Annotated in this window: 24 protein-coding genes and 3 pseudogenes; 12 read left to right on the forward strand and 15 right to left on the reverse strand. The window is 71.9% G+C overall.

Features of this window, described 5'->3' with window-relative positions; all coding sequences use genetic code 11:
• Positions 1-37 precede the first annotated feature (37 nt).
• The gene (gene xylB, locus AB0N16_RS34620) at positions 38-1483 is read right to left on the reverse strand and encodes a xylulokinase (protein ID WP_365803751.1); all 1446 of its coding nucleotides are present in this window, start codon (positions 1481-1483) and stop codon (positions 38-40) included.
• Positions 1484-1716: 233 nt separating this feature from the next.
• Between xylB and xylA the strand changes: the two genes are divergently transcribed.
• The gene (xylA, locus tag AB0N16_RS34625; protein ID WP_365803752.1) at positions 1717-2883 is read left to right on the forward strand and encodes a xylose isomerase; all 1167 of its coding nucleotides are present in this window, start codon (positions 1717-1719) and stop codon (positions 2881-2883) included.
• A gap of 206 nt (positions 2884-3089) precedes the next feature.
• Positions 3090-3560: a hypothetical protein gene (locus AB0N16_RS34630; protein WP_365803754.1), complete on the forward strand. Its 471-nt coding sequence runs from the start codon at positions 3090-3092 to the stop codon at positions 3558-3560.
• 20 nt (positions 3561-3580) lie between these two features.
• Here AB0N16_RS34630 and AB0N16_RS34635 read toward each other — a convergent pair.
• Positions 3581-3776 (reverse strand): annotated as a pseudogene (locus AB0N16_RS34635) (esterase-like activity of phytase family protein); the annotation flags it as partial.
• Between the two features lie 385 nt (positions 3777-4161).
• Here AB0N16_RS34635 and AB0N16_RS34640 point away from each other — a divergent pair.
• Complete coding sequence (locus AB0N16_RS34640) at positions 4162-4344, forward strand: hypothetical protein (protein WP_181809683.1); 183 nt, start codon at positions 4162-4164, stop codon at positions 4342-4344.
• A gap of 52 nt (positions 4345-4396) precedes the next feature.
• Here the strand turns inward: AB0N16_RS34640 and AB0N16_RS34645 are convergent, their stop codons facing one another.
• The 4 genes and pseudogenes from AB0N16_RS34645 to AB0N16_RS34660 form a co-directional block, all read right to left on the reverse strand.
• Positions 4397-5239: a hypothetical protein gene (locus tag AB0N16_RS34645; protein WP_365803756.1), complete on the reverse strand. Its 843-nt coding sequence runs from the start codon at positions 5237-5239 to the stop codon at positions 4397-4399.
• A gap of 134 nt (positions 5240-5373) precedes the next feature.
• Positions 5374-5658 (reverse strand): hypothetical protein, encoded by a 285-nt coding sequence (locus AB0N16_RS34650; protein WP_365803914.1) that lies wholly within the window; start codon positions 5656-5658, stop codon positions 5374-5376.
• A 135-nt stretch (positions 5659-5793) separates the two neighbouring features.
• Positions 5794-6051, reverse strand: a pseudogene (locus tag AB0N16_RS34655) (PadR family transcriptional regulator); the annotation flags it as partial.
• Positions 6051-6155, reverse strand: a pseudogene (locus AB0N16_RS34660) (SAM-dependent methyltransferase); the annotation flags it as partial. The pseudogenes AB0N16_RS34655 and AB0N16_RS34660, both read right to left, overlap by 1 nt.
• Before the next feature lie 141 nt (positions 6156-6296).
• Here AB0N16_RS34660 and AB0N16_RS34665 point away from each other — a divergent pair.
• From AB0N16_RS34665 to AB0N16_RS34685, 5 genes are all read left to right on the forward strand, one after another.
• The gene (locus AB0N16_RS34665; protein WP_365803758.1) at positions 6297-7070 is read left to right on the forward strand and encodes an MHYT domain-containing protein; all 774 of its coding nucleotides are present in this window, start codon (positions 6297-6299) and stop codon (positions 7068-7070) included.
• Between the two features lie 110 nt (positions 7071-7180).
• Positions 7181-9682 carry a nitrate- and nitrite sensing domain-containing protein gene (locus tag AB0N16_RS34670; protein ID WP_365803760.1) on the forward strand — a complete coding sequence of 834 codons (2502 nt, stop codon included), beginning with the start codon at positions 7181-7183 and terminating at the stop codon, positions 9680-9682.
• The gene (locus AB0N16_RS34675; protein WP_351742324.1) at positions 9679-10116 is read left to right on the forward strand and encodes a roadblock/LC7 domain-containing protein; all 438 of its coding nucleotides are present in this window, start codon (positions 9679-9681) and stop codon (positions 10114-10116) included. Before AB0N16_RS34670 ends, AB0N16_RS34675 begins: the two co-directional genes overlap by 4 nt.
• Positions 10117-10131: 15 nt before the next feature.
• Positions 10132-10545: a DUF742 domain-containing protein gene (locus tag AB0N16_RS34680; RefSeq protein ID WP_365803762.1), complete on the forward strand. Its 414-nt coding sequence runs from the start codon at positions 10132-10134 to the stop codon at positions 10543-10545.
• A gap of 227 nt (positions 10546-10772) precedes the next feature.
• Positions 10773-11381, forward strand: a complete 609-nt coding sequence (locus AB0N16_RS34685) for an ATP/GTP-binding protein (protein WP_362562407.1) — start codon at positions 10773-10775, stop codon at positions 11379-11381.
• A 4-nt stretch (positions 11382-11385) separates the two neighbouring features.
• Here AB0N16_RS34685 and AB0N16_RS34690 read toward each other — a convergent pair whose 3' ends face one another.
• Entirely contained in the window at positions 11386-11814 is a 429-nt protein-coding gene (locus AB0N16_RS34690) for a PPOX class F420-dependent oxidoreductase (protein WP_365803764.1), read from the reverse strand.
• 95 nt (positions 11815-11909) lie between these two features.
• Here AB0N16_RS34690 and AB0N16_RS34695 point away from each other — a divergent pair, with 95 nt between their 5' ends.
• Together AB0N16_RS34695 and AB0N16_RS34700 are read left to right on the forward strand one after the other, a co-directional pair.
• Entirely contained in the window at positions 11910-12323 is a 414-nt protein-coding gene (locus AB0N16_RS34695; protein ID WP_365803766.1) for a roadblock/LC7 domain-containing protein, read from the forward strand.
• 126 nt (positions 12324-12449) lie between these two features.
• Complete coding sequence (locus AB0N16_RS34700) at positions 12450-13379, forward strand: DUF6397 family protein (RefSeq protein WP_365803768.1); 930 nt, start codon at positions 12450-12452, stop codon at positions 13377-13379.
• Between the two features lie 58 nt (positions 13380-13437).
• On the opposite strand, the gene AB0N16_RS34705 is transcribed toward AB0N16_RS34700, so the two are convergent.
• The gene (locus AB0N16_RS34705) at positions 13438-14304 is read right to left on the reverse strand and encodes an acyl-CoA thioesterase II (protein WP_365803770.1); all 867 of its coding nucleotides are present in this window, start codon (positions 14302-14304) and stop codon (positions 13438-13440) included.
• 34 nt (positions 14305-14338) lie between these two features.
• Positions 14339-16852, reverse strand: coding sequence for a DUF3516 domain-containing protein (locus AB0N16_RS34710; RefSeq protein WP_365803772.1), 2514 nt, complete (start codon positions 16850-16852; stop codon positions 14339-14341).
• Positions 16853-16997: 145 nt separating this feature from the next.
• Here AB0N16_RS34710 and AB0N16_RS34715 point away from each other — a divergent pair, with 145 nt between their 5' ends.
• Positions 16998-17792 carry a metal-dependent hydrolase gene (locus AB0N16_RS34715; protein ID WP_365803774.1) on the forward strand — a complete coding sequence of 265 codons (795 nt, stop codon included), beginning with the start codon at positions 16998-17000 and terminating at the stop codon, positions 17790-17792.
• A gap of 26 nt (positions 17793-17818) precedes the next feature.
• Here the strand turns inward: AB0N16_RS34715 and AB0N16_RS34720 are convergent, their stop codons facing one another.
• The 4 genes from AB0N16_RS34720 to AB0N16_RS34735 all read right to left on the reverse strand — a co-directional run bounded on the left by AB0N16_RS34720 (position 17819) and on the right by AB0N16_RS34735 (position 22440).
• Positions 17819-18079 (reverse strand): type B 50S ribosomal protein L31, encoded by a 261-nt coding sequence (locus AB0N16_RS34720; protein ID WP_365803776.1) that lies wholly within the window; start codon positions 18077-18079, stop codon positions 17819-17821.
• Between the two features lie 69 nt (positions 18080-18148).
• The gene (locus AB0N16_RS34725; protein ID WP_365803778.1) at positions 18149-18619 is read right to left on the reverse strand and encodes a DUF5709 domain-containing protein; all 471 of its coding nucleotides are present in this window, start codon (positions 18617-18619) and stop codon (positions 18149-18151) included.
• A gap of 195 nt (positions 18620-18814) precedes the next feature.
• On the reverse strand, positions 18815-20596 hold the full coding sequence (locus tag AB0N16_RS34730) for an ABC transporter ATP-binding protein (protein ID WP_365803780.1): 1782 nt from the start codon (positions 20594-20596) through the stop codon (positions 18815-18817).
• Positions 20593-22440 (reverse strand): ABC transporter ATP-binding protein, encoded by a 1848-nt coding sequence (locus tag AB0N16_RS34735; RefSeq protein ID WP_365803916.1) that lies wholly within the window; start codon positions 22438-22440, stop codon positions 20593-20595. Before AB0N16_RS34735 ends, AB0N16_RS34730 begins: the two co-directional genes overlap by 4 nt.
• Positions 22441-22636: 196 nt before the next feature.
• On the opposite strand from AB0N16_RS34735, the gene AB0N16_RS34740 reads away from it, so the two are divergent.
• Positions 22637-23086: a hypothetical protein gene (locus tag AB0N16_RS34740; RefSeq protein WP_365803782.1), complete on the forward strand. Its 450-nt coding sequence runs from the start codon at positions 22637-22639 to the stop codon at positions 23084-23086.
• A 24-nt stretch (positions 23087-23110) separates the two neighbouring features.
• Here the strand turns inward: AB0N16_RS34740 and AB0N16_RS34745 are convergent, their stop codons facing one another.
• Positions 23111-25102, reverse strand: coding sequence for a peptidoglycan recognition family protein (locus AB0N16_RS34745; RefSeq protein ID WP_365803785.1), 1992 nt, complete (start codon positions 25100-25102; stop codon positions 23111-23113).
• A 215-nt stretch (positions 25103-25317) separates the two neighbouring features.
• Positions 25318-26838, reverse strand: a complete 1521-nt coding sequence (locus tag AB0N16_RS34750) for a M1 family metallopeptidase (RefSeq protein WP_365803788.1) — start codon at positions 26836-26838, stop codon at positions 25318-25320.
• Positions 26839-26886 lie beyond the last annotated feature (48 nt).

Genomic DNA, 26886 nt, shown 5'->3' on the forward strand with positions numbered 1-26886 from the left:
GTCCCCTGGACGGTCCTGCGACCTGCCTCCCGTGCGGTCAGCGGTCCTCCGGTGCCCGCTCCAGCAGCGGGGCCGCGTCGGAGAGTACCCCGGAGATCCTGGCCAGCGTCGCCGCGTCCCGCTCCACCGCGTCGAGCACGGGACCCGCGGCCGTGTTCCAGCGCCGCGCCACCGCCGCCGGGTCCTCGCCGGTCAGCAGCCCGGCCGCCTGCGCCGCGGCGCCGAGGGCGACCAGTTCCTTCGCCTCGGGCACCTGCACCGGGCGCCCCGACAGCCGCCGTACCGTCTCCTGCCAGGCCCGGCCCCGGGCGCCGCCGCCGATCAGCAGCAGCGGTGTGGTCCGGTCGGCGTCCGCGTCGAGCACCAGGTCCAGGGCGCCCAGCAGTGCGTGCACGGCGCCGTCGTAGGCGGCCTGGAGGAGCTGCCCGGCGGTGGTGTCATGGCGCAGGCCGTGCAGCAGCCCGGAGGCGTTCGGCAGGTTGGGGGTGCGCTCGCCGTCCAGGTACGGCAGCAGGGTGACCGAGGTGCCGGGCTCGACGGCCTCGCGGTCCAGGCCGAGCAGCGCCGCTACCCGGTCGACCGCGAGGGTGCAGTTCAGCGTGCAGGCGAGCGGCAGCCAGTCGCCGTGCGCGTCGGCGAAGCCCGCGACGGTGCCGGTGGGGTCGGCGGGGCGGTGCTTCGAGACCGCGTACACCGTGCCCGACGTGCCGAGGCTCAGCACCGGGGTTCCGGGGCGCAACCCGAGCCCCAGCGCGGCCGCCGCGTTGTCGCCGGTACCGGGCGCGACCAGGGTGCCCTTGGAGAACGGCAGTTCGTGGCTGTCGCGCACGGTGCCGGCGATCTCGCCGGGGCGGACCACCCGGGGCAGGAACACCGGGTCCAGGCCCACGTGGGCGAGGGTCTCCTCGTCGTACGCCTCGGTCGCCGACGCCCACCAGCCGGTACCGGAGGCGTCGCCGCGGTCGGTCGTGCCCTGCCCGGTGAGGCGCTCGGTGAGGTAGTCGTGGGGGAGCCGTACGGCCCTGGTCGCACGCACCGCCCCCGGCTCGTGCTCCGCCAGCCAGGCCCACTTGGTGACCGTGAACGACGCACCCGGAACACTGCCGGTGCGCTCGGCCCAGGCCTTGGGGCCACCCAGCTCCTCGATCAGCCGCTGCGCCTGGGGCGCCGAACGGACGTCGTTCCACAGCATGGCCGGGCGCACCGGCTCGCCCCGCTCGTCCAGCGTGACCAGACCGTGCTGCTGCCCGCCGATCGACACGGCCGCCGCCTCGTGCGCCGCGTCCCCGCACTGGCGCAGCGCCTCGCACAGCGCGTCCCACCACTGACGCGGATCGCTCTCCCGGCCCGCCCCGGAGGACACGGTGTGCGGCGCCTGGCCGCTCGCCACGACCTGGCCGGTGGACGCGTCGACCACCAGCGCCTTGGTGGACTGGGTGGACGTGTCCACGCCGACGACGAGCGGACCCTCGGCTGCTGACATCGGGCTCTCTCCCTTTTTTCCGCGCTCTCGCGGTCTGGCCTGACCTGCAGTTTTCCTGGTTCACCGGGGTGTCGCGACCCGGATTTCATCCCTCGGGGACAGGTTGACCCTTCCCAGGGGTGCGTCGGCATACTAATTTGTAAACGGCCATGACGAAATAGTCGGCCCGACAGTGTGCCCGGCGGTCGTCGAGCACACTCATCAAGCACAGGCATCAAGCAAGGAGCCGCGGCATGAGCTTCCAGCCCACCCCCGAGGACAGGTTCACCTTCGGCCTGTGGACCGTCGGCTGGCAGGGAAGGGACCCGTTCGGCGACGCCACCCGCCGTGCCCTCGACCCGGTCGAGACGGTGCAGCGCCTGTCCGAACTGGGCGCCTACGGTGTGACGTTCCATGACGACGACCTGATCCCCTTCGGGTCCTCGGACACCGAGCGCGAATCGCACATCAAGCGCTTCCGCCAGGCCCTCGACGCGACCGGTATGACCGTGCCGATGGCCACCACCAACCTCTTCACCCACCCGGTCTTCAAGGACGGCGCGTTCACCGCGAACGACCGTGACGTGCGCCGTTACGCGCTGCGCAAGACCATCCGCAACATCGACCTGGCCGCCGAGCTGGGCGCGAAGACGTACGTCGCCTGGGGTGGCCGCGAGGGCGCCGAATCCGGTGCCGCCAAGGACGTGCGCGTCGCTCTCGACCGCATGAAGGAGGCCTTCGACCTCCTCGGCGAGTACGTCACCTCCCAGGGCTACGACCTGCGCTTCGCCATCGAGCCCAAGCCGAACGAGCCCCGCGGCGACATCCTGCTTCCCACCGTGGGCCACGCGCTCGCCTTCATCGAGCGCCTGGAGCGGCCCGAGCTGTACGGCGTCAATCCCGAGGTGGGCCACGAGCAGATGGCAGGCCTGAACTTCCCGCACGGCATCGCCCAGGCCCTGTGGGCGGGCAAGCTCTTCCACATCGACCTCAACGGCCAGTCCGGCATCAAGTACGACCAGGACCTGCGCTTCGGCGCCGGCGACCTGCGTGCCGCCTTCTGGCTGGTCGACCTGCTGGAGACCGCCGGTTACGACGGGCCCAAGCACTTCGATTTCAAGCCGCCGCGGACCGAGGACCTCGACGGCGTGTGGGCGTCTGCCGCCGGCTGCATGCGCAACTACCTGATCCTCAAGGAGCGCGCCGCCGCCTTCCGTGCGGATCCGGAGGTCCAGGAGGCCCTGCGCGCCTCCCGTCTGGACCAGCTGGCCCAGTCGACGGCCGCCGACGGTCTTCAGGCGCTCCTGGCCGACCGCACGGCCTTCGAGGAGTTCGACGCGGACTCGGTCGCCGCGCGCGGGATGGCCTTCGAGCAGCTCGACCAGCTGGCGATGGATCACCTGCTGGGCGCCCGGGGCTGACGCGCGCACGCGCGCGTGGGGGCGGCTCTCGCGACGACACGCCCGCACGCGCGCGTGTCGTCGCCCGCACCCTGTACGAGTTGCCCGCACGAGCACGACCGGTTCGTGCGGGAAATGCTCCGGAATCGTGCGATCCGTTGCATGAGTCCGTATCAACTCCCGTGTGGGGCTCGCGCGATGACCGGTACGCGGTGACTCTTGACGGTATGGCCATGCCACCCGTACCGCCCCGCCCGCCCGGCCCGCCGAACGGCACCCCACCCCCGGACGGCGGCTACGACCCGCCTCCGTACGGCGGGTTCGGACCGCCGTCGGGAGGGGGCTTCGGGGACTACGACCCACCCGCCGCCGTCGGCTGGACGCCACAGCCACCCCCGGGGCCGCCCCATCGCCGCAGGGGCCCGTTGTACGCCGCACTGGTCGTCGTGGTGGCCGCCGTGGCCGTCGCCGTCGTCGTCCTGATGGCGTCGGGCGGTGACGATTCGCCCGATGAGAAGCCCACCACGAGCGGACCGAGCGCCACCGGGTCGTCGCGGCCCTCCTTCAGCCTCCCGACGGAGCTGCCCAGCAGGCTGCCGTCGGGACTGCCGAGCGAACTCCCCTCCGATTGGCCGTCGGGACTCCCCAGTACGCTGCCGAGCGGTCTGGACTCGTTGCTGCCCTCGCTGCTGGGGTGACCACGGCCGCCCGGACCCGACTACAGCCCCTTGGGTAGCCGGAAGCACATCAGGGTCGTCTCGATGCCGCCGTCGGCCAGGCGGCCCTGCGCGTCGAAGGCGTCCGCCCCGTCGGTCGTCCCCAAGTCGTTGTCGTTGATCAAGGTGAGTGCCGGTGATCAAGGCGAGCGTGTCGTGGTCCACGCGCGCGAGGCCCTCGCTCTTCAGCGGCACGCCCGTCGCCGTGACCGCCTGCTCGCACGGTGAGAAACGCAGCGGACGGGTGGTGAGGAAGGCGTTCCCGGCGTTTTCGTGGGGTAGGGAGAGTGGCGTGGCGAGTGGGGTTTTCCGCAGGGTCGGCCATCGTCTTCCGCGGGACCGGCAATCGTCTGCCGCAAGACCGGCGATCGGGGAACAGCCCGTGCCGGCAGCCGACCGGGAGTGGCTACGCTGAGAGCGGGACTGCTTCACAAACTGTTCGATTCGGTCTGTTCGACTCGGTCTCGGGGACCACTAGGGGTCGCTCGTCAGGGATGTCTCAGGGTCGCGGTCCGGAACCGCGGGAGACGCGGGCCCGTTTTCAGTTCAGAGAGCGGCAGTGGCCGCGAAGGAGGCGACGCTGATGTCGAAGAACGCGAAGATCGCCGCAGGAGGTGTGGCGGTCGGGCTCATCCTGCTGATATGGCTGCCTTGGTGGGTGACGTTCCTGATCGTGGTCGGCGTCCCGGTGGCCGCCTACCTCACCCTCGACCCCTCGCAGCGGCGCAGGCTGCGCAGGGTCACGCGCAAGGAGATCGGCCGCTGAGCCGCCCGCCCGAGGCCGCGACCCCTCGGGTGGGGTGGCGGCTCGGGAGGGCTCACAGGGGCCGTACAGCGATCTTGTCGAGGGCTTCCAGAAGGCTGGGGAGCTCCGGGCCCCGGCCGACGGGCAGGACCTCACCGGGCTCCTCGTCGAGAAGCACGAAGGCGATGTCGTCGGTGCGGGCCACCATCGACCAGCCGGGCCCGTCGGCGCGCAGCGTACGTGCGTCGCCCGGGGCGAACGAGGAACGGACCCGCCCCAGCGGCGGAGGCGTGTCCACATAGGCCCGCGCCTCGGCCAGCACGCGCCGGATCCCGAGGTGACCCTTCGGGGCCGCCTCGGCGTCTGCGGAGGCGGCCTCGGCGGCCTGCGGGGCCTCGGCCGCCGGTGCCGGGAAGTGGTCGTCGCCGATCTGCTCCCGCCAGACCGCCCACTGGAGGGCGATCTCGTCCGCGCCCAGCCGCCGCTGCGCCGCGCCCCACGAGCTGGTGTCCGGCGGGGTCAGCGGAACACGGTCCGCCGTCTCCGGGCCGGGATCGTGCGGTGCGGGCACGTTCGGGGCCGCCACGGCGACCGCCAGCGGCCAGCCGGGCAGGGCGGCGACCACCGTGCGCTCGTCCGGGGAGAGGTCGTGCTCCATGCCGCAGTCCCAGGACGCGATCGCCACGGCGACCAGCGAGACGTCGTCGACGACGACCGTCCAGCGTGCCCCTACGCCGTCCTGGCCGAGGACCAGGCCGTAGCCGTCGGCGCGCGGCGCCAGATCCAGGGCCGCGCAGGCCTCGGGGTAATCGTCGCCCAGCACGCTCGGAAATTGCGCCGGCGTCAGCAGCACCGCTGTGAGCACGTACAGCGCCTCGTCCGCGGCGGCGAGGGCCTCCTCGTCCGTCCCGGCCATGCCTGCCTCCCAGTCGTTCGTCCAACGGCGCGCACCCTAGTGCGACCGGAAGGCCGTTGTCACGACCCGCCACCACACCCGGAGCTGCAGTTTTCCACCGGGACGGGACGAAACGACCACGGTGGGGCGAAGCTTCAGGCGACCGGTAGTCCGAGGAGGTCACGCGCCACCGTCCGCGGCGACTGCCCGCGTTCCCGCGCCAGCGCGACGACGGCACGGCAGGCCAGTTCGCTCACCCCGAACGACAGCGCCTCCGGAGACACCCACTCGGCCGCCTCCTCGATCCGGTTCTGGTCGTCCTCCGTACGGGCCGCGACATAGGCGGCCGCGGCCTCGAACAAGTTGTGCCCACGTCGCTCATGTCCTGCCGGCGGTTTCCCGTCCCCGGTGCCACGAAATCGGTCTGCGTACTTGCGTATCCGGTCGAACACTCCGGCCACCTTCCCCCTGTCGGCTGTCGCTAGCGAACATTCGTCTTCCCCTACCGAACGTAGGGTTGAAGCTCCGGCAACAGAAGAGGGTGCCGACGGCGCGCCCCAGCCGGCTTCGGCCCCGAGGGAGGCGACGGTGGAGCGCAGCCAGGTGAGTTCGGCGCGGCTCGTGGCGCGCGCGATGGTGAGGATGCCGCGCCGGAACGGATCGTTCACCTCCTCGGCGCGCACCGGCCGGTCGCCGTCGTAGCAGAAGCTGGACGGTTCCTCCAGGAAGGCCGGCCGCCGGCGCAGTACGGCCGTCTGGGCGGCGGGGTCGTCGAGGTGAGGGAGGAAGACGAGCACCGTGAACCAGCGGTTCTCGTCGGTGATGTCGCGTTGGCCGCGTACGACGGACCGTCGTCCGGGAACCTGCTGTCCCAGTCGGTCGCGCGGGCGGCGAAGAAATCCTGGACGTGCGTGTGGTCATCGCTCATGTTCCGCATGTCGCTTCACCGTCACGGAGGACGCACCTGCGCGCACGTTCGAGCGGGACGCGATCGTTCCGGCGCATCTCCGGGTCATATTGCGACACCTTTCGAAATGCGCCCCCTTTGTGCTCCCGTGCCCCCTAGCGTCCCTTGGCCATGGGACACCTGGACCACGCCACCTTCGGCTGGCTGACCCCCGTACTGTCGTACGTCATGGCCTGCATAGGCGCCGCACTGGGGCTGCGCTGCACCGTCCGCGCGCTCGGCAGCACCGGCCGCGCGCGCCGCAACTGGCTCCTCACCGCGGCCTCCGCGCTCGGCACCGGCATCTGGACCATGCACTTCGTGGCCATGCTCGGCTTCGGCGTCAGCGGCACCGACATCCGCTACGACGTGCCGCTGACCATCCTCAGCTTGCTCGTCGCCGTGATCGTGGTCACCGCCGGCGTCTTCGCCGTCGGCTACAGCCGTGACCGCAACCGAGCACTTCTGCTGGGCGGGCTCACCACCGGCCTGGGCGTCGCCAGCATGCACTACCTCGGCATGGCGGCGGTCCGGCTGCACGGTGACGTGCACTACGACCCGATGCTCGTCGGGCTCTCCGTGCTCATCGCCGTGGCCGCCGCGACCGCGGCCCTGTGGGCGGCGCTCAACATCGAGTCACCCGTCGCGGTCACCGTCGCCTCCCTGGTCATGGGGGCGGCCGTCAGCAGCATGCACTACACCGGGATGTTCGCGGTCAGCGTGCACGTCACGCCGTCCGGAACCCCCCTGCCCGGGGCCACGGCGATGCAGTTCATCTTCCCCCTCGCCGTCGGCCTCGGGTCCTACCTGTTCCTCACCTCGGCCTTCGTCGCGCTCTCGCCCACGGCCCGGGAGCGCGAGGCGTCCGCCTCGGCCCAGCGGCCCGTCACGAGCGCCGCACCCTGACCGGCCCCGGCCCCGGCGCCGCCCCCGGCCCCGCGCCGCCCTGACCGAGTGCCGCCCGCTGACCCGGCCCGGCCCCGCGGTCCCCCGACCCACTCCCGAGCGAGGAGGCCATGCGTACACCCCGTAGGACCCCGACAGAAGGCCCGCAGACACCGTCCCAGCGGCCACCCCGCGGCCGCCGCGCGCACGCCGGACCACCCGCCGACGAACCGGTCGACGAAGTCGTCGGCACGGCGGCCGACAACGCGCCCACCGGAGGCTGGCGGATCCGTCCCCGGACCGTGCGGGCCAAGGTCGTCTGCCTGCTCATGGTGCCGGTCATGTCCCTGCTCGCCCTGTGGGCGTACGCCACGGTCACCACAGCACAGGACGTCTCCCGGCTGCGCCAGTCCCAACGCGTCGACGCCGCGTTGCGGACCCCGGTCACCGGCGCCGTCGCCGCGCTCCAGGCCGAGCGCGCCGCCGCCGTCCGGTACGCGACCGACCCCACCGCCGAACAGGCCCGCGACCTCAAGAGGCTCGGTGCCCGTACCGACCAGACCGTGGCCGGGCTGCGGCTCGGCAAGGACAGCACCGTCGCCGACAGCGAGGAACTGCCCTCCGGCGTCGCCCAGCGCCTTCAGACCTTCGTCACCGGCGCCGAGCAACTGCGCACACTGCGCACGGCGGTACGGAACCGGGGCGCCGGCTGGGACGAGACCTACGGACGGTACACACAGGCCATCGCCATGGCCTTCGCCGTTGACGGCGCCCTCACCGGCATCCAGGCCGACGACATGGGCGCCGACGCGCGCGTGCTGCTCGAACTCTCCCGCGCGGGCGAGGCGCTGGCCCAGGAGGACGCGATCCTCGCCGGCGCCCGGACGGCCGGCGGCCTGGACGGCGAGCGACTGCGGCTGTTCACCGGCGCTGTCGAAACCCGCCGTGTCCTCACCGACATGGCCGTCGCCGACCTGCCCGGCGCACAGCGCACCGCCTGGCACCGGTTCGCCCAGGGCGACGACTACACCGCGCTGGGAGCCGCCGAGGACAAGATCCTCGCGAGCCAGCCCGGAGCGAAGGCGCTCGACGCGGCCCCGGAAGCGACCTGGAACACCGCTCACGCACGCGTGCAGGACGGAATGCTGACCGTCCAGACCGGAACGGCACACGCGGTCGCGGGCCGGGCCGATCCGTTCGCACGCGGTCTGCTCACCCCGGCCGGAGCCGCCGTCCTGTTCGGTCTCCTCGCGGTGGTCGCCTCGCTCGTCATCTCCGTACGCATCGGACGCGGCCTCGTGGTCGAGTTGGTGAGCCTGCGCAACGGCGCTCTGGAGATCGCCCGGCGAAAGCTCCCCGAGGCGATGCGCAGACTGCGGGCCGGTGAGGAGATCGACGTCCGCGCGGAGGCACCCCCGGGGCCGCCGGCGGAGGACGAGACCGCACAGGTCGCGGAGGCCCTCGGCACCGTCCACCGTGCCGCCCTGCGCGCCGCCGTGGAGCGCGCCGAACTCGCCAGCGGCATCTCGGGCGTGTTCGTCAACCTCGCCCGCCGCAGCCAGGTCCTGGTCCACCGCCAGCTGAGCCTGCTGGACAGCATGGAACGCCGCTCCGACGACCCCAACGAACTGAGCGACCTCTTCCGCCTCGACCACCTCACCACCCGAATGCGCCGCCACGCGGAGAGCCTGATCATCCTCTCCGGGGCGGCCCCCGGCCGGGCCTGGCGCATGCCGGTGTCCCTGACCAACGTCGTACGGGCCGCCGTGTCCGAAGTCGAGGACTACGCACGCGTGGAGGTACGTCAGCTCCCCGAGGCAGCCGTCGTCGGCGCGGCCGTCGCCGACCTCACCCATCTGCTCGCCGAGGTCGTCGAGAACGCCGCCCAGTTCTCGCCTCCGCACACGCGCGTGCGCGTCACTGGGGAACCCGTCGGCAACGGCTACGCCCTGGAGGTCGAGGACCGCGGACTCGGCATGGGCGAGGAGACCCTCGCCGAAGCCAACCGGCGCATCGAGCAGTCCGAGGCCCTCGACCTGTTCGACAGCGACCGGCTCGGCCTCTTCGTCGTGAGCAGGCTCGCGGCCCGCCACGGCATCAAGGTGCACCTGCGCACCTCCCCCTACGGTGGCACCACCGCGGTGGTCCTGCTGCCGAAGTCCCTGCTGCACGGTGGTGCGGCGGAACGTTCGGCCCGTCCGGTGGCCGACATCGAACAGGCACCGGAACGCGAGTACGCGCGCGTGCCCGGGCCCGCCCTTCCACAGGCCGCCGCCTCCGCCGCCCGTCCCGCCCTCGCCACCACCCACACCACCCCGCAGCCGGCGCCCGAGCCACCACCCCCCGGAGTCACGACCTTGAGGCCGCATCGCCCACCGCACCACTCCGAGGCCGGCGACGACGACCTCCCACGCCGGGTGCGGCAGGCGAATCTCGCTCCCCAACTGCGCGAGCCACGCACCGAGGAACCCGCGCCTGCCCGGCGACGGGACGAGCGCACCCCCGAAGTCGTCCGCGACCGCATGACGGCCTACCGGGACGGCTGGGCGCGCGGCGGCGGCAGGCAACCCGGCCGCGCAGCCGCCCCGGAACCCGAAGAGGGCACCGACAGCACCGAAGGAGACCGCGCATGATCCAGGACCCGAGCATGAGGGCCGACCGCCACTCCGGCGAACTCGACTGGCTGCTGGACGACCTGGTGCTGCGCGTCGAGGAAGTACAGCACGCCGTGGTGCTGTCCAACGACGGCCTCGCCGTCGGCGCCTCGACCGCCCTCGGGCGTGAGGACGCCGAGCACCTGGCCGCCGTCGCCTCCGGCTTCAACAGCCTCGCCAAGGGCACGGGACGGCACTTCGGGGCGGGCGGGGTGCGCCAGACCATGGTCGAGATGGACGACGCCTTCCTCTTCGTGGCCGCCGCCGGCGACGGCTCCTGCCTCGCCGTGCTCACCGCCGTCACCGCCGACATCGGCCTGGTCGCCTACGAGATGGCACGCCTCGTCAAGCGCGTCGGCGAGCACCTCTACACCGCGCCGCGGGTCGCCGCCCGGCCGCCAGCCGCCGGATGACCGGAAGTACCACCGATGACCGAATTCACGATCGGCGCCCCGCAAGAGCCGGGCAGCCAGTGGTACGACGGCGAGGCCGGGCCTCTCGTCCGCCCCTACGCCATGACCGGCGGCCGCACCAAACCCGGGCCCACCGGAGTGCGGTTCGACCTGATCGCCCTGGTCACACTCGACCCGGGCGCGCCCGGCGTCGACGACGACACCACGCTCGGCCCCGAACACCGGGCGCTGATCGACCTGTGCCGGGTGGAGACACAGTCCGTCGCCGAGCTCGCCGCCGGCGCCGACCTTCCCGTGGGCGTGGTCCGGGTGCTCCTGGGCGACCTGCTGGAACTGGGCTGCGTCACCGTGAGCCGTCCGGTGCCACCGGCCCAGCTTCCCGACGAACGGATTCTGCGCGAGGTCATCGCGGGATTGCGGGCACTGTAGATGAGCATCCGGAACCAACCGGACACGCGCCGGTCAGAACAGACGCGTTGCGGTACAACCGCCCGCGAGGGGGCCGCAGTTGTCATGATGCTGGCTTCGCGTCCCGGGCTGACCGAGCGGCGTCCCGCGCAGCCCGGGCGCTGCCCGGCGCAGCCCGAGCCGCGTCACCGCCCGCCCCGAGCCCCCGAGCATGTCGACCGCAGCCGGCCCTCCCGAGAGAAGTGATCATGGTCTCCGAGTACTCCGAGCCCGCCGCCGACGACGACACGTCGGCCATGGCGCTCAAGATATTGGTCGCCGGCGGCTTCGGCGTCGGGAAGACCACCCTGGTCGGCGCCGTCAGCGAGATCCGGCCGCTGCGCACCGAGGAAATGCTCAGCGAAGCAGGCCAGCTGGTGGACGACACGGACGGGGTGGACCAGAAGGTCACCACCACCGTCGCCATGGACTTCGGCCGCATCACCATCCGCTCCGGGCTCTCCCTCTACCTCTTCGGGACCCCCGGCCAGGACCGCTTCTGGTTCCTCTGGGACGAGCTGTCGCAAGGAGCCCTCGGTGCCGTGGTCCTCGCCGACACCCGCCGTCTGGAGGACTGCTTCCCGGCGGTCGACTACTTCGAGCACCGGCACATCCCGTTCGTCGTCGCCGTCAACTGCTTCGTCGGCACCCGGACCTACGGCGCGCGCGACGTCTCGCGCGCCCTGGACCTGGACCCGGGCACGCCCGTGGTGCTGTGCGACGCCCGGGACCGGGATTCCGGCAAGGAGGTGCTGATCCGGCTCGTCGAGTACGCCGGGCGGATGCACACCGCCCGGCTCCTCGACTCGGTGGGCTGAGGCGTCAGCCCGAGAGGTCCTTGAGCGCCACCACCTTCTCCACGGTGACCCGGACCAGTAGCTCGCCCGGGACGCCGTTGCGGGCGCCGAACTCCTCCGCGCGCTCTTCTCCCATGTAACGGGCCGCGATCCGGGTGGCGCTGTCACGCAACTCAGCCGGTTCCTCGGACAGTCGGGCGCGCCCGTTCAGCACCACGAAATGGAAGGGGGGCCGGTCGTCGTCCACGCACAGGGCGACCCGCCCGTCGCGGGCGAGATTGCGCCCCTTCACGGTCTCCTTGCCGGTGTTGAAGACCAGGTCGTCCCCGTCCAGCAGGAACCAGATGGGGGCCACGTGCGGGCTGCCGTCGGCGTTGACGGTGGACAGCTTGCCGGTGCGGGTGCCATGCGAGACGAACGCCCGCCATTCCTCGTCGGTCATCTTCTGTGCCATGTCCCCATCCTCCTTGCCCGGACGCCGGTGGTGGTGAAGGCTGGCGGGGAGATCCTCCAGCCAGGGGGAGAGGGCACACGGGGAGACGCTACGACATGGCGCAGAACCAGGGACTCGGCTGGCTGCTCGACGACCTGACCGAGCGCGTGGAGCACGTACGTCACGCGCTGGTCCTGTCGAACGACGGGCTGGTCACCGGAGCGAGCACGGGCCTTCGCCGGGAAGACGCGGAGCATCTGGCCGCCGTCGCCTCCGGGCTGCACAGCCTTGCCAAGGGCTCGGGACGCCACTTCGGCGCCGGCCAGGTCCGCCAGACGATGATCGAGTACGACGACGCCGTCCTGTTCGTCACCGCCGCCGGAACCGGCAGCTGTCTGTGCGTCCTCAGCGGCGCGGAGGCGGACATCGGCCAGATCGCCTACGAGATGACACTGCTCGTCAACCGGGTCGGCGAACACCTCGGCGTGGACGCCCGGCAACCGGAACGTTCCTCGGTAGTAGACCTCTGACCTGGCATTTTGTCTCACGTCGCGGAGTTATCCACAGGCCCGCCACGAGATTCGCCGGAGCGGCTACGGTTTTTCCACGGCAAGCGCATCCGGCGCGAGCCACCCGCTCCACGGGGGAGAACGACCATGTCCGGCACCACCATCGCCCGAACCCGCCAGCTCACCTGCACGTTCAGCCGCGCAGCCCGTGAACTGGGCCTCAGGCGAGGCGAGTTCGACCTCGCGGTCCATCTTGGCCGGATCCGCACAGTGCCCGACGAGGGCGGCGGAGGCCGCCGTGTCTCCCGGAGCGAGATCGAGCGGCTCCAGGAACGGGCCGAAGCCCTTCGCGAGAGCGTGCGAGCCGTCGGTACCACCGAGGGCGCGGCTCTGATGGAGATCCCGGCGGGCAGGTTCACCCGTTTCGCGAAACTCGGCCTGGTGACCCCCGTGAACTGGTACCCGAACCGCTACCGGGCCGTGGTCTGGCTCTATCTGGCGGAGGAGCTACGGCAGTTCGCGACCGACGAGAAGAACGCACGGCTGCTCACCGGCCGGACGCCCGAGGAGTTGCGTGACCGGCTCAGGGCGGGAGCGGACCAGCGGGCCCGGAACTGGCGCGGACGCCACTGCGGTTTCCTGCTGCGGGCGGCCGGCGGGCCATGGGAGCGAGCCGGGGTGGTGGCCGGCTTCCTGGAACCCGGTGAGATCGACGACGCTGTGACGGATCCTCACGAACGGGCGTATGTGCAGGGCTTCCGACCCGCCCCGCCCGCCCACGGCGCACCGGGCTCGCCGACCGCGCTGCTCGCCGAGGAGCTGATGACGGCGGACGAGCCGGACGAGATCGACTGGTTCCGGAACGACCTGGCACGGGCCGTGACGGAAGCCCGCACATTCCGCCCCGCGCCCCGCCCTGCCGACCAACCGCTCTCCTTCGCCGAGCAACCGCACCACTCGGCCGTGCATCCGATCCGCCCCGTCGCGCATGCGCAGCACCCGGCGCCTGCCCCACCGAGGCTCGCGCACGGCCTGCGAGGCTGGCTGCGCCGCAGAAGCCCCCGCCTCGCCCACTGAGGACACCCCCTAGAGGAACTTCGGGCCCAAGCGGCTCTCTCCTCGCGGCTCTTCTCTCCTACAGAGCCCTGAACAGGCCCTCCTGGACGACCGACACCAGCAGTCGCCCCTCCAGGTCGTAGACCCGCCCGCGGGCCAGGCCCAGGCCACCCGTGGCGATGGGGGACTCCTGCTCGTACAGGAACCACTCGTCCGCACGGAACGGCCGGTGGAACCACATGGCGTGGTCCAGCGAGGCCATGTCGAAGTTCCGCGGCCCCCACAGGGGCTCGACGGGGACCCGCACCGCGTCCAGGAGGGTCATGTCGCTGGCGTAGGTCAGCGCGCAGGTGTGCACCAGCGGATCGTCGCCCAGCGGACCGACCGCACGCATCCACACCGCGCTGCGCGGCTCGGCGCCCGCTATCTCCTCCGGGTTCCAGCGCAACCGGTCGACATAGCGGATGTCGAAGGGCTGGCGGCGCGCCATCCGCTCCAACTGCTCAGGCAGCTCGCCCAGATACTTGCGGATCTCCTCGGCGAGCGTCGGCAGCGACTCCGGGTGCGGCACCTCGCGGACCGGCGGCAGCTGATGCTCGAAAGCTCCCACCTCAGGCTTGTGGAAGGAGGCGGTCAGATTGAAGATCGTGCGGCCGTGCTGCACGGCGGTGACCCGGCGCGTCGTGAACGACCGCCCGTCCCGGATCCGTTCGACCTGGTACACGATCGGCACGCCGGGCCGGCCCGGGCGCAGGAAGTACGCGTGCAGCGAGTGCACCGGGCGGTCGCCCTCGGTGGTGCGGCCGGCGGCCACCAGTGCCTGGCCCGCCACCTGGCCGCCGAAGACCCGCTGGATGGACTCCTGGGGACTGCGGCCACGGAAGATGTTGACCTCGATCTGCTCGAGGTCGAGCAGGTCGACCAGTCTCTCGGCCGGGTTCGTCATGGGTGGGGTTCTCCTGAGGTCAGAACGGGCCGGGTCAGAGCTGGCCGACATCGGTGACGCGGACGACCGCGCGGCCTTCGGCGTCGGAGGCCGTCAGGTCGACCTCCGCGCTGATGCCCCAGTCGTGGTCGTCGTTCGGGTCGTCGAAGATCTGCCGGACGCGCCACAGTGCGTTCTGCGGCTCCTCCTGGATCACGAGCAGCTTGGGGCCGCGGGCGTCGGGGCCGGTGCCCAGGTCCTCGTACTCGTCCCAGTACTTGTCCATGGCCTCGCCCCAGGCCTCGGCGTCCCAGCCGGACTCCGCGTCCAGCTCGCCCAGTTCGTCGACGTGGTCGAGGGCGGCCAGTTCCACGCGGCGGAACATCGCGTTGCGGACCAGGACCCGGAAGGCGCGTGCGTTGGCGGTGACCGGCTTGACCTCGTCGGCCTTCTCCTGGGCCTCCTCGGCCGTCATCTCCTCCGGATTGGCGAGCTGTTCCCACTCGTCCAGCAGACTGGAGTCGACCTGGCGGACCATCTCGCCCAGCCACTCGATCAGGTCCTGCAGGTCCTCGGACTTGAGGTCGTCGGGGATGTTGTGGTCCAGCGTCTTGTACGCGCTCGCCAGGTAGCGCAGCACGATGCCCTCGGTGCGGGCCAGCTCGTAGAAGGACACCAACTCCGTGAAGGACATCGCCCGTTCGTACATGTCCCGGATGACCGACTTGGGCGACAGCGGATGGTCGCCGACCCAGGGGTGGCTCTTGCGGTACGTGTCGTACGCGTGGAAGAGCAGTTCTTCCAGGGGCTTCGGGTAGGTGACGTCCTGGAGGCGCTCCATGCGCTCCTCGTACTCGACGCCGTCCGCCTTCATCGCGGCCACCGCCTCGCCCTTCGCCTTGTTCAGCTGGGCGACCAGGATCTGCCGCGGGTCGTCCAGCGTGGACTCGACGACGGACACCATGTCGAGGGCGTAGGACGGCGATTCGGGGTCGAGGAGTTCGAACGCGGCGAGGGCGAACGTGGACAGCGGCTGGTTGAGCGCGAAGTCCTGCTGGAGGTCGACCGTGAGGCGGACGATACGGCCGGTGGCGTCCGGCTCGTCCAGCTTCTCGACAATGCCGCCGTCGAGGAGCGAGCGGTAGATGGCGATCGCCCGGCGGATGTGCCGCAGCTGCTGCTTGCGCGGCTCGTGGTTGTCCTCCAGCAGATGACGCATCGCCTCGAAGGCGTTGCCCGGGCGGGCGATCACCGACAGCAGCATGGTGTGCGTCACCCGGAAACGCGACGCCAGAGGCTCCGGCTCGGACGCGATCAGCTTCTCGAACGTGTTCTCCGTCCAGGCGACGAAGCCCTCCGGCGCCTTCTTGCGCACCACCTTGCGCCGCTTCTTCGGGTCGTCGCCCGCCTTCGCGAGTGCCTTCTCGTTCTCGATGACATGCTCGGGCGCCTGCGCGACCACCAGGCCGGCCGTGTCGAAGCCGGCCCGGCCCGCGCGGCCGGCGATCTGGTGGAACTCCCGGGCGCGCAGCGTGCGCACCCGGTTGCCGTCGTACTTGGTGAGGGCGGTGAACAGCACCGTGCGGATGGGCACGTTGACGCCCACCCCCAGGGTGTCGGTGCCGCAGATGACCTTCAGCAGGCCGGCCTGCGCGAGCTTCTCCACCAGACGCCGGTACTTGGGGAGCATGCCGGCGTGATGCACGCCGATGCCGTGCCGGACGTACCGGGAGAGGTTGCGGCCGAACTTGGTGGTGAAGCGGAAGTTGCCGATCAGTTCGGCGATCTGCTCCTTCTCCTCCTTCGAGCACATGTTGATACTCATCAGCGCCTGCGCCCGCTCCACCGCCTGCGCCTGGGTGAAGTGCACGATGTACACCGGTGCCTGCCTGCTCTCCAGCAGCTCGGTGAGCGTCTCGGTGAGCGGGGTGAACTTGTACTCGTAGGAGAGCGGCACCGGGCGGGTCGCCGAGCGGACCACCGAGGTGGGGCGGCCGGTGCGGCGGGCGAGGTCCTGCTCGAAGAAGGAGACGTCACCGAGGGTGGCGGACATCAGGATGAACTGCGCCTGCGGCAGTTCGAGGAGCGGGATCTGCCAGGCCCAGCCGCGGTCGCCCTCGGCGTAGAAGTGGAACTCGTCCATGACGACCTGGCCGACGTCCGCCTGCTTGCCGTCGCGCAGGGCGATGGAGGCGAGCACCTCGGCGGTGCAGCAGATGACGGGCGCGTCGGAGTTCACGGAGGCGTCGCCGGTGAGCATGCCGACGTTCTCGGTGCCGAAGATCTTGCACAGCTCGAAGAACTTCTCCGACACCAGCGCCTTGATCGGCGCCGTGTAGAAGGTGACCTCGTCCCGGGCCAGGGCCGCGAAGTGCGCGCCCGCGGCGATCATGCTCTTGCCGGAGCCGGTCGGTGTCGACACGATCACGTTCGCCCCGGAGACCGCCTCGATCAGCGCCTCCTCCTGGTGGGAGTAGAGCGTGAGACTGCGCTCCTGAGCCCAGGACTCGAAGGCTTCGTACAGGGCGTCGGGGTCGGCGGTCGGCGGCAGTCGATCGATGAGGGTCACGCACCCATCTTGCCTGGCCCGACCGCCGAGGGGGGAATCGGCTGCGAGCCCGAAGATCATTACCCCTATGCTGTGTCGCCGACGGAGCGTCATCGCACCCGGTCAACTGGACAGCGGCACACGAGGAATGGGGCGGACAGCGGCCATGATGGGACCAGCACACTCACTGTCGGGAGCCGCCGCCTGGCTCGGCGTCGGAGCCGCGGCCGCCGCGGCCGGCCACGGGATGCCCTGGCCGGTGCTCCTGGTCGGGGCCCTGATCTGCGCCGGCGCCGCGCTCGCTCCGGACCTCGACCACAAGGCCGCCACCATCTCGCGCGCCTTCGGACCGCTGTCGCGGTGGCTCTGCGAGATCGTCGACAAGGTCTCCTACGCCGTCTACAAGGCGACCCGGAAGCCGGGCGACCCGCGCCGCTCCGGCGGGCACCGCACGCTGACCCACACCTGGGTGTGGGCGGCGCTGATCGGCGGGGGCTGTTCCGCCGCGGCCATCCTCGGCGGCCGCTGGGCAGTGCTGGCGATCCTCTTCGCGCACATGGTGCTGGCGATCGAAGGCCTGCTGTGGCGGGCCGCCCGCGGCTCCAGCAGCGACGTGCTGGTGTGGCTGCTCGCGGGGACCAGCGCCTGGATCCTGGCGGGCGTCCTGGACAAGCCGGGCAACGGCTCGGACTGGCTGTTCACCCAGCCCGGCCAGGAGTACCTGTGGCTGGGGCTGCCGGTGGTGCTGGGGGCGCTGGTGCACGACATCGGGGACGCGCTGACCGTCTCCGGCTGCCCGATCCTGTGGCCCATCCCCATCGGTCGCAAGCGCTGGTACCCGCTGGGGCCGCCCAAGGTGATGCGGTTCCGCGCGGGCAGCTGGGTCGAGCTCAAGGTGCTGATGCCCGTGTTCATGGTGCTGGGCGGCATAGGCTGCGCGGCCGCCCTGAACGTGATCTGACCGCAGGGGCTCCAGGAGCTCCTGGGTCAGCTGGTCTGCCCCGAGCCACCCCCGTAGCGTCGCTCGAACGCGGCGACGCGGCCCTCGGTGTCCACCGTGCGGGCCTTCCCGGTGTAGAAGGGGTGGCTCTCCGAGGAGATCTCCACGTCGACCACCGGGTAGGTCTGGCCGTCGTCCCAGTCGATGGTCTGGTCGCTGGTCGCGGTGGACCGGGTCAGGAAGGCGTACCCGGCGGCGCGGTCGCGGAAGACCACCGGGTGGTAGTCGGGGTGCTTGTCCTGCTGCATGGCGGCTCCTCGAACAAGGCGAACAAGGCGAACAGGGCGGTCGGGGCGGTCGAGCAGGGGAGTCCTGTGTCAGCCGTACGTGGTGTCCTCGTCGACGATGTGCATCGCGGCCTCCTCGGCGGACGCCCCGGCGCCGTCGATGCCGACGTCGGTGGCGACGAGACCGTTCTCGTCGTCCTCGTGCGCCCCCTCGTCGGGAGCCACGAGGCGGCCGGAGCGCAGATCGCCGACCTCGTTGTCCAGGAGTTCGCCGTCGCTGCCCTGGCAGTCGCCGATGCCGTCGCCGTCCGGGGCGACCGGATCGGGCAGTTCCTCGGCGAGCCGCTGGTCCAGGGTCTCCCCCCGGTGGCCCTCCGCCGCGGTCACCCCGGTGTGCTCCACGGCCCACGGCCGCTCGGGCGGGGACCAGCCCCGGTCCAGGGGATCGCTGACGCCGTCGGACTCCAGCGTGTCCTCCACGTCGAGCACTCCGGTGTCCTCGCGGATCTCGGATCCGTCGGGCTGGTAGACGTCGTCCCCCCATCCGTCGGCGGTGGTCACGGCTACCTCCAGGGGGTGAGGCGGCGGTCCGAGGGGCGGGCCGCCGGCACGCTCGGCACGGGCCACACGCGCCGCGAACCCTCCGGTTCCCGGCCCGTCCCCGAACCGGTGCCGCTCTCCACCCTTCCACCCCTGCTCGTACCCGCGCAACGGCACGGGGCGCGACCTGCGACGCGCACCCCGTGCCACGGCCGGTCACCCGTGCCACGACCGCCACAGCGCCGCGTAGGCGCCGTCGGCAGCCACCAGCTCGTCGTGGCTGCCGAGCTCACTGATCCGGCCGTTCTCGACCACGGCGATGACATCGGCGTCGTGGGCGGTGTGCAGCCGGTGGGCGATGGCGACCACGGTGCGGCCGTCGAGGACCCGGGCCAGGGACCGCTCCAGATGGCGGGCCGCGCGCGGGTCGAGGAGCGAGGTCGCCTCGTCCAGGACCAGGGTGTGCGGGTCGGCCAGCACCAGCCGGGCCAGCGCGATCTGCTGGGCCTGCGCCGGGGTGAGCGTGAGGCCGCCGGAGCCGACCTCGGTGTCCAGGCCCTGCTCCAGGGCCCGCGCCCAGCCGTCCGCGTCGACCGCGCCCAGGGCCGCCCACAGTTCGGCGTCCTCGGCGCCGGTCCGGGCGAGCAGCAGGTTGTCGCGCAGGGAGCCCACGAAGACGTGGTGCTCCTGGTTGACGAGGGCGACATGGGAGCGGACCCGTTCGGCGGTCATCCGGGACAGCTCGGCGCCGCCGAGGGTGATCCGGCCGTCGCGGGGCGCGTAGATCCCGGCGAGCAGCCGGCCCAGGGTGGACTTGCCCGCGCCCGAGGGGCCGACCAGGGCGAGCCGGGTGCCGGGCGCGACCTCCAGGGAGACCTCGCGCAGCACATCGACGCCCTGCAGGTAGCCGAAGCGGACGTCGTCCGCGTGTACCTGCCGGCCGTCGGGGGCCAGCGAGGCGTCACCGGCGTCCGGCTCGATGTCCCGGACGCCGACCAGCCGGGCCAGCGACACCTGGGCGACCTGGACCTCGTCGTACCAGCGCAGGATCAGGTTCACCGGCTCGACGAGCATCTGGGCGATGAGGGCGCCCGTGGTCAGCTGGCCGACGTCGAGCCGGCCATTGAGGACGAGGACGCCGCCGATCATCAGCACCGAGCCCAGCACGGTGGTGTGGGTGGCGTTCATGGCCGGGAACAGCACCGACCGCAGCCACAGCGTGTAGCGCTCCCATGCCGTCCACTCCTTGACCCGGCGTTCCGACAGGGCGATGCGCCGGGCGCCGAGCCGGTGCGCCTCGACGGTGTGCCCGGCGTCCACGGACTCCGCGAGGGCGGCGGCCACGGACGCGTACCCGGCGGCCTCGGAGCGGTAGCCGGAGGGTGCCCGCCTGAAGTACCAGCGGCAGACGATCACCAGGATCGGCAGGGCGAGCAGCACGGCGGCGGCCAGCGGCGGCGCCGTGACCACGAGGCCGCCGAGCAGCAGCACCACCCACACGACGCCGATCGACAGTTGCGGCACGGCCTCCCGCATGGCGTTGGCGAGCCGGTCGATGTCGGTGGTGATCCGGGACAGCAGATCGCCCGTGCCCGCTCGCTCCAGGACGCCCGGCGGCAGCCCGACGGACCGGACGAGGAAGTCCTCGCGCAGGTCGGCCAGCATCCGCTCGCCGAGCACGGCGCCGCGCAGCCGTACCTCGCGCACGAAGATGGCCTGGACGGCGAGCGCGAGCACGAACAGGCCGATGGTCAGGCCCAGATGGAGTTCACGGGCACCGTCCGACACCCGCTCGATCAGTCCGCCGAGCAGGTACGGGCCGGCCATGGAGGCGATCACGGCCACCGTGTTGACCATGATGAGGACGGAAAAGGCCCCGCGGTGCCGGCGGAACAGCTCGGCCACGTAGGCGCGCACGGTCGAGGTGGCGCCGATGGGCAGGGTGGTGGCCGTCGTCGGGGCCGCGGGGTCGTACGCCGGTGGTGCGACGCCGATCATGCGCTTTCCTCGATCTCTTCCAGCGCGCCGTTCCGCGGCGCGGTCTCTTTCTCCCTGAGTGCGCCGCCTCGCAGCGCGCCGTCCTGGTCCCTCGTGTTCCGGAGGGCGGCTTCGTCGTCCGTCTCCCGGGTCACCACCGCCCGGTACCGGGGCTCGGTGCGCACCAGTTCGCGGTGCACGCCGACCGCCCCGACCTCGCCCTCGTGGACGAGGACGACCCGGTCGGCCCGGTCGAGCAGCAGCGGTGAGGAAGTGAACAGCACGGTCGTACGGCCGGCCCGCACCTCGCGGATGCCCTCCGCGATCCGCGCCTCGGTGTGCGAGTCGACGGCGGAGGTCGGCTCGTCCAGGACGAGCACCTCGGGGTCGGTGATCAGCGACCGGGCCAGCGCGAGCCGCTGGCGCTGGCCGCCCGACAGGGAGCGGCCCCGCTCGGTGATCCGGGCGTCCAGCGGGTCGGTGACGTCCAACGAGCCCTGGACCAGGGCCTCCAGGACGTCCGCGCACTGGGCGGCGGCCAGCGCGTCCTCGGCCCGCACGGCGCCGGAGGCCGGCACGTCGAGCAGCTCTCGCAGTGAACCGGAGAGCAGCACCGGGTCCTTGTCCTGGACGAGCACCGCGGTGCGGGCGGCCTCGAGAGGCAGTTCGTCGAGCGGTACGCCGCCGAGCAGCACGGAGGTGGCGGCCTCGGCGGGGTGGCCGCCCAGTCGTTCGGCGAGGTGGCCGGCCGCGTCCGGGTCGCCGCAGACCACGGCGGTCAGCCGGCCCGCGGGCGCCAGTAGACCGGTCTCCGGGTCGTACAGGTCGCCGTCCGGCACCGCGTCCGTGCGCGAGCCGCCGGTGTCGGTGGCCCGTTCCAGGGAGAGCACGCGGGCGGCCCGTTGCGCCGAGGGGCGCGAGAAGGAGTACGCCATGGCGATCTCGGTGAAGTGCTGCAACGGGTAGTTGAGGATCATGACCGAGCTGTAGACGGTGACCAGTTCGCCGACGGTGACCCGGCCCTGCCGGGCGAGGTGGACGCCGTGCCAGACCACCGCGATCAGCAGCAGCCCGGGCACCAGAACCTGGATCGCGGCGATCAGGGACCACATCCGGGCGCTGCGCACGGCGGCCCGCCGCACCTCCTGGGAGGCACGGCGGTAGCGGTCGAGGAAGAGGTCCTCGCCGCCGATGCCGCGCAGCACGCGCAGCCCCGCCACGGTGTCCGAGGCCAGCTCGGTGGCCCGGCCGGCCTTCGCGCGCTGGAAGTCGGCGCGCCGGGTCGCCCGGGGCAACAGCGGCAGCACGGCCAGCGCCACCAGCGGCAGCCCCGCGGCGACCACCCAGCCGAGCGCGGGCTGGTAGAAGAGCAGCCCCACGCCGACCACGACGACCGTGAGTGCGGCCGCGGTGAACCGGGAGACCGCCTCGACGAACCAGCCGATCTTCTCGACGTCGCCGGTGGACACGGCGACCACCTCCCCGGCCGCCACCCGCCGGGTCAGCGCCGAGCCCAAGTGGGCGGCCTTGCGGGCGAGCAGCTGTTGGACGCGGGCGGCGGCGGTGATCCAGTTGGTGACGGCGGCCCGGTGCAGGAAGGTGTCGCCGACGGCGATCGCCGTGCCGCACAGCATGAGCAGACCGCCCGTCAGCGCCAGCCGGGTGCCTGAGCGGTCGACGACGGCCTGGACGGCGAGCCCCACGCAGAAGGGGAGCGCGGAGACGGCCACGAAGTGCAGTAGTCCCCAGGCCAGCGCCTTGAGCTGGCCACCCAGCTGGTTCCGCCCGAGCCACCACAGGAAGCGAGGACCCGAGCGTGCGTCCGGCACGCCCGGATCGGAGTACGGAAGATCTTGAATGTGCATGACGTCCCAGCGGCTCGTGTCGGGGGAAGGTGGCGACAAGCCGTGAAAGGTTCGCGTCGGAGCGTGGTCGAAATCAAACGGTTTTCCCGGACGACCGGCGGAATCCGCTGTCTTCCGGCCAGGGCTTGCCGCCCCACACGGGGTCCAGGTCCGGAAATTCAGCCGATGGACGCATATGGGGTGCCAGGACGGCCGGGTGCAGATCGAGAGCGTTCGGCATGCGACCGCCGTGACGGCGATGGCCCTCGGAGCCGTCCTCATGACCCTGAGCGCCCGCAGCCCGGTCGGCGTGTTCACCGTCACCGACGCGGGCGGTGTGCTCCCCGCCCCGGGCAGCCGGCTCTCCTGCACGCACGACGTGGACGCCTACCCGCCCCCGTACTACTGGCACTCGGCGTATCAGCACGACTTCGACTACGTCATCGCCATCGACTGCGACCGGCTGCGGGGCGCACCGCCGCCCGACGTCACCCGCCCCTGGGGCGCCGAGCAGGGCGGCGGCATCCGGCCGCACCTCGACCACGGCAGCGGCACCTCGGCCTGCATCAGCCTCTCCGGGGAGGCCATGCGGTTCCTGCTCCGCACGCTCGACCCGGACCGCGATCCCGTCGTGGTGAGGGGGGGGCGGGCGGATCTGCCGGCCTGACGAGACCTCGGGTGCCGCGCGGGGTCACCGGCCGGCCGGGCCGGACTGCTGCTCGGGCGCCCCCGCCGAGCCGGTGCTCGCGTGCACCAGGTCCACGTCGTTGGCCCGGACGTAGGCGAGCCGGTGGCCGAACTGGATCTCGTAGTACCTCTCCTGGCCCAGGACCACGGGCTGGGGCGTGCCGGAGAAGGTCGATCTGTCGACATAGGAACTGTCGACGCCGGACTGCGTCACATAACGCTGGCCCGCCCGGAGGCTGTACGGGAGCGGCGAGTCGGTCTCCTCCTCCATTCCCTCCGGGTAGGCCTCCTCCTCCGGCAGGGCACGCCCGTACACCGGGATCTCGTCCAGACCCGCCTTGGGTGTCACCATGCGGCCGCTCGCACCGACGGCCGTCGGGTGGTCCTTGGGGTTCTTGAACCAGGCCTTGTTGCCCTGGAACCAGATCGCCGTCCACTCGCCGCTGCGGTCGGCGACGGCGAAGGTCTGGCCGGTGGAGACGCGCGAACCGAGGTCGCTGACGTCCTCGGTGGACTCGTCGCCGTCCGGCCTGCGGCCCGGGTCCTGGATCAGCGGGGCCTCGTCGGCCGGTTCGGTGTGGAGGCGGACGGCGCTGGAGCCGTGCGGCCGGCACCGCTTTCCGTCGCCCTCGCACCCGGTGTACCGCGGTTTGTGGGTGGCGTAGTCCGGCAGGATCATCACCATGTCGCTGTCCGGTCCGGCCGTGGCCTTCAGCGGTGCGCCGAGCAGGTCGAAGTAGTGCTGCCAGTCCCAGAAGGGGCCGGGGTCCTCGTGCATCTCGGGGATGCTGTCGCCGGTCGGGGCCGGCACGTTGTCATGGCCGAAGATGTGCTGCCGGTCGAGCGGGACGCCGTACTTCTTCGCCAGGAAGCGCACCAGGCGGGCCGAGGAGCGGTACATCTGCTCCGTGTACCAGGTGCCGGGGTGGGTGAGGAACCCTTCGTGTTCGATGCCGATCGAACGGCCGTTGACGAACTTGCTGCCGGAGTGCCAGGCCTCGTCCTTCGTCCTGACGTGCTGGGTGACGTGGCCGTCGCTGGAGCGGATCGAGTAGTGCCAGGACGCCTCGGTCGGGTCCTGCACGGTCTTGAACATGTTCGGCAGCGTCGACTCGGTGTCGTGGATGACGATGTACTCGATCTTCTGGTCCCGGGGCCGGTCGGCCAGGTCGTGGTTGCCGTAGTCGCCGTCCTCGTCGATCTCCTCGTAGGGTGCGGCGAGCCAGTCGCAGGACAGCTCCGCAGGGCACTCGACCTCCTTGGGCCGGCGCGGGACCTGGGGGCCGGGGTGCGCGCGGACGCCGGGGCTGGCGGGGAGCGTGACCTCCTGGCCTTCCGCGGTGGTCCGGTGCGCCCCCCGGCGGATCAGGGCGAAGACGTCGTCGGCGTACGTCGTGGCCGAGGTGACGTCACGGGTGCCGGGGAAACGTTCCACCGCCTGCCACCAGTCCTCCGGGTCCTCGCTGAGCGGCTTGCCGAGATGACGTTGCGCGGCGGCCAGCAGGGCCGCGCCGCCGCGTACGTTGGCGACGGCGTCCGTCCGCAGCTCCGTGGGCGGGGCCTTGATCAGCCGGGCGGCACGTTCCAGGTCCGCCGGCCGCACGGCGTGCCCGCCCGAGGCGGACGCCGTCCCCTCGACGGAGCTGTTCTTACGGCTGTTCGGCGCCGTCGGCGCGGCCGCCGGTGCGGGGGCGCGGCCGCCGCCGGTCTCCACCAGGTGCATCGGCCCGTAGCCGCCCGCGACGCTGGGGGTACCCGGGTGGGAGTCCCAGCGCGACTGCATGTAGGACACGCTCAGGAGCACACTGCGTGGCACGTGGAACTCACGGGCGGCATCGGTGAAGGCGTTCTGCAGGCGCTGGTCCTCCGCCTCGTCGGCGCCCGACGCCGGCAGGATCAGCAGCGGTGGCAGCAGAGCGGCCGTCGCGAGCAGACAGGCCGTCAGCCGGCAGGTCCGCTGGGCGCCGGGCACACGTGGGGCGACAGTTCTTCTCATACCGGAGGGTCTCCAACCGCTTGCTGAGGGTCTCCAACCACGCTCGTCGCAACCAGGGCAAAAAGGTGGCCCTTAACGTCACCCCTCGTACGTTTCCGTGTCCGGCGCGGCACGGCGCGCCGAACGTCAACCGGGTGGACCAGCGATCCGGCAGAGGCCACCCGGTCGGCGGCAGCGGATCGGCGCCCGAGGAGCGGCCGCCCACCGTCCCGGACTCAGTCCTCGACCGGGTTCACCTGCCAGTCGGGATGGCCGGGCATGCGCGGGGTGTCCGGCCCGTACAGCCAGGGCGTCAGAAAGGGCGTCAGATCCTCGCCCGCGACCTCGGAGGCGAGCGCCACGAAGTCCTTGGTGCCGGCCGCGCGGCCCCGGTGCCTGGTCACCCAGGTGCGCTCGATCCGGTCGAACGTTTCGTCACCGACCTTCTCCCGCAGGGCGTACAGCACCAGCGCCGAGCCGTCGTACCGCATCGCCTTGAACAGCGTCGGCTCCGTCGGCTCGGCGGGCGCTCCGTCGTCGTGCCGCCACTGGTCGTGCTGCTCGTAGGCCGCCCGCATGGCGTCCTCCATGCTCACCCCGCCGTGCTCCTCGGAGTACAGCCGCTCGTAGAACCGGGCATGACCCTCACTCAGCCACAGGTCGGACCACCGCCGCAGGGCGACGCTGTCCCCCGTCCAGTGGTGGGTCAGCTCGTGGACGAGATTGCGTTCGGCGTCGACCCGGTCGCCCAGCAGGTCGTCCTTGGGTACGAGGGACAGCGACTGCGTCTCCAGCGCCACCGGCAGATCGGTGTCCCCGACCAGCACGCCGTAGCGGCGGAACGGGTACGGGCCGAGCCGTCGTTCCAGCCAGGTGAGGTGTCCCGGGGTGAGTGCGCGGTCGGTCTCGGTGTCCGCGACCAGACCGTCCGGTACCACGTCCCGGACGGGCAGCCCGCGCGGGCCCGTGCTGTCGACGACCGTGAACTTCCCGATCGCCACCTGGATCAGCTGGGCCGCGAGGGGCTCCTCGGAGTCGTACGTCCAGCGCACGCGTCCACCGGGCCGCCGGACGCGTTCGACCAGCCGGCCGTTGGCCACCGCGCGGAGCCCCGCGGGGGTGGTGATGCGGAAGGTGACCGGCGCCCGCAGGCTGGGGTGGTCGTCCACCGGGAAGACCAGCTTGGCGCCGTCGGGCTGCGCACAGAGCAGGGTGCCGTCGGCGGTGGGCACCCAGCCGTACTCCCGGATCGCGTCGCCGCGCTGCCGGCGCTGGGTGGGGTCGGCGGTGTAGGTGACGCGGACGGCGAACGCGCGGCCGCGCGGGATCGGCCGCGCGGGCGTGACGACGAGTTCGTCGCCGTCCCGTACGGCGGTGGCCGGTGCGCCGTCGACGGTGACCTTGTGCAGGGTGTTGCCCGCGAAGTCCAGGTCGAAGCGGGACAGGGCCTGGGTGGCGGTGGCGCTGATGGTGGCTCCGGCCGCGAACGGCGCCCCGGGGGCCTGCCAGTCGAAGTCGAGCGTGTAACGGTCCACCGTGTAGCCGCCGTTGCCGTCCAGCGGCATCAGCGGATCGCCGATGCCCGGAGCGCCGGGCGCCGGAGCCGGATCGGAGGTGGCGGCCGAGGGGCCGGGGGCGGGGGAGCCGTGGCCCCGGTGCGGGAGGCCGGCGAGCACGGCGTCGCAGGTGAGGGCGACGGCACCGCCCAGGGCTAGGGCGAGAGCCGCGCGACGGACGCGAGCGGTCGTGATCTCCATGCGAGCACTGTGGCAGCAAGATCCGCGTATAGCACTTTTTGTACCTCT

The sequence above is a fragment of the Streptomyces sp. NPDC051105 genome (assembly GCF_040682795.1).
In the GTDB taxonomy this organism is placed as follows: Bacteria; Actinomycetota; Actinomycetes; order Streptomycetales; family Streptomycetaceae; genus Streptomyces.

What these genes read in the sequence shown, in the direction of transcription:
- AB0N16_RS34695 (WP_365803766.1), top strand. Translation starts at nt 11,910, where the DNA reads ATGGCGCAGAACCAGGGACTCGGCTGGCTGCTCGACGACCTGACCGAG.
- AB0N16_RS34690 (WP_365803764.1), bottom strand. Translation starts at nt 11,814, where the DNA reads ATGGCACAGAAGATGACCGACGAGGAATGGCGGGCGTTCGTCTCGCAT.
- AB0N16_RS34745 (WP_365803785.1), bottom strand. Translation starts at nt 25,102, where the DNA reads ATGAGAAGAACTGTCGCCCCACGTGTGCCCGGCGCCCAGCGGACCTGC.
- AB0N16_RS34735 (WP_365803916.1), bottom strand. Translation starts at nt 22,440, where the DNA reads ATGCACATTCAAGATCTTCCGTACTCCGATCCGGGCGTGCCGGACGCA.
- AB0N16_RS34645 (WP_365803756.1), bottom strand. Translation starts at nt 5,239, where the DNA reads ATGGCCGGGACGGACGAGGAGGCCCTCGCCGCCGCGGACGAGGCGCTG.
- AB0N16_RS34675 (WP_351742324.1), top strand. Translation starts at nt 9,679, where the DNA reads ATGATCCAGGACCCGAGCATGAGGGCCGACCGCCACTCCGGCGAACTC.
- AB0N16_RS34630 (WP_365803754.1), top strand. Translation starts at nt 3,090, where the DNA reads ATGGCCATGCCACCCGTACCGCCCCGCCCGCCCGGCCCGCCGAACGGC.
- AB0N16_RS34720 (WP_365803776.1), bottom strand. Translation starts at nt 18,079, where the DNA reads ATGCAGCAGGACAAGCACCCCGACTACCACCCGGTGGTCTTCCGCGAC.
- xylB (WP_365803751.1), bottom strand. Translation starts at nt 1,483, where the DNA reads ATGTCAGCAGCCGAGGGTCCGCTCGTCGTCGGCGTGGACACGTCCACC.
- AB0N16_RS34700 (WP_365803768.1), top strand. Translation starts at nt 12,450, where the DNA reads ATGTCCGGCACCACCATCGCCCGAACCCGCCAGCTCACCTGCACGTTC.
- xylA (WP_365803752.1), top strand. Translation starts at nt 1,717, where the DNA reads ATGAGCTTCCAGCCCACCCCCGAGGACAGGTTCACCTTCGGCCTGTGG.
- AB0N16_RS34705 (WP_365803770.1), bottom strand. Translation starts at nt 14,304, where the DNA reads ATGACGAACCCGGCCGAGAGACTGGTCGACCTGCTCGACCTCGAGCAG.
- AB0N16_RS34685 (WP_362562407.1), top strand. Translation starts at nt 10,773, where the DNA reads ATGGTCTCCGAGTACTCCGAGCCCGCCGCCGACGACGACACGTCGGCC.
- AB0N16_RS34750 (WP_365803788.1), bottom strand. Translation starts at nt 26,838, where the DNA reads ATGGAGATCACGACCGCTCGCGTCCGTCGCGCGGCTCTCGCCCTAGCC.
- AB0N16_RS34680 (WP_365803762.1), top strand. Translation starts at nt 10,132, where the DNA reads ATGACCGAATTCACGATCGGCGCCCCGCAAGAGCCGGGCAGCCAGTGG.
- AB0N16_RS34715 (WP_365803774.1), top strand. Translation starts at nt 16,998, where the DNA reads ATGATGGGACCAGCACACTCACTGTCGGGAGCCGCCGCCTGGCTCGGC.
- AB0N16_RS34640 (WP_181809683.1), top strand. Translation starts at nt 4,162, where the DNA reads ATGTCGAAGAACGCGAAGATCGCCGCAGGAGGTGTGGCGGTCGGGCTC.
- AB0N16_RS34730 (WP_365803780.1), bottom strand. Translation starts at nt 20,596, where the DNA reads ATGATCGGCGTCGCACCACCGGCGTACGACCCCGCGGCCCCGACGACG.
- AB0N16_RS34665 (WP_365803758.1), top strand. Translation starts at nt 6,297, where the DNA reads ATGGGACACCTGGACCACGCCACCTTCGGCTGGCTGACCCCCGTACTG.
- AB0N16_RS34670 (WP_365803760.1), top strand. Translation starts at nt 7,181, where the DNA reads ATGCGTACACCCCGTAGGACCCCGACAGAAGGCCCGCAGACACCGTCC.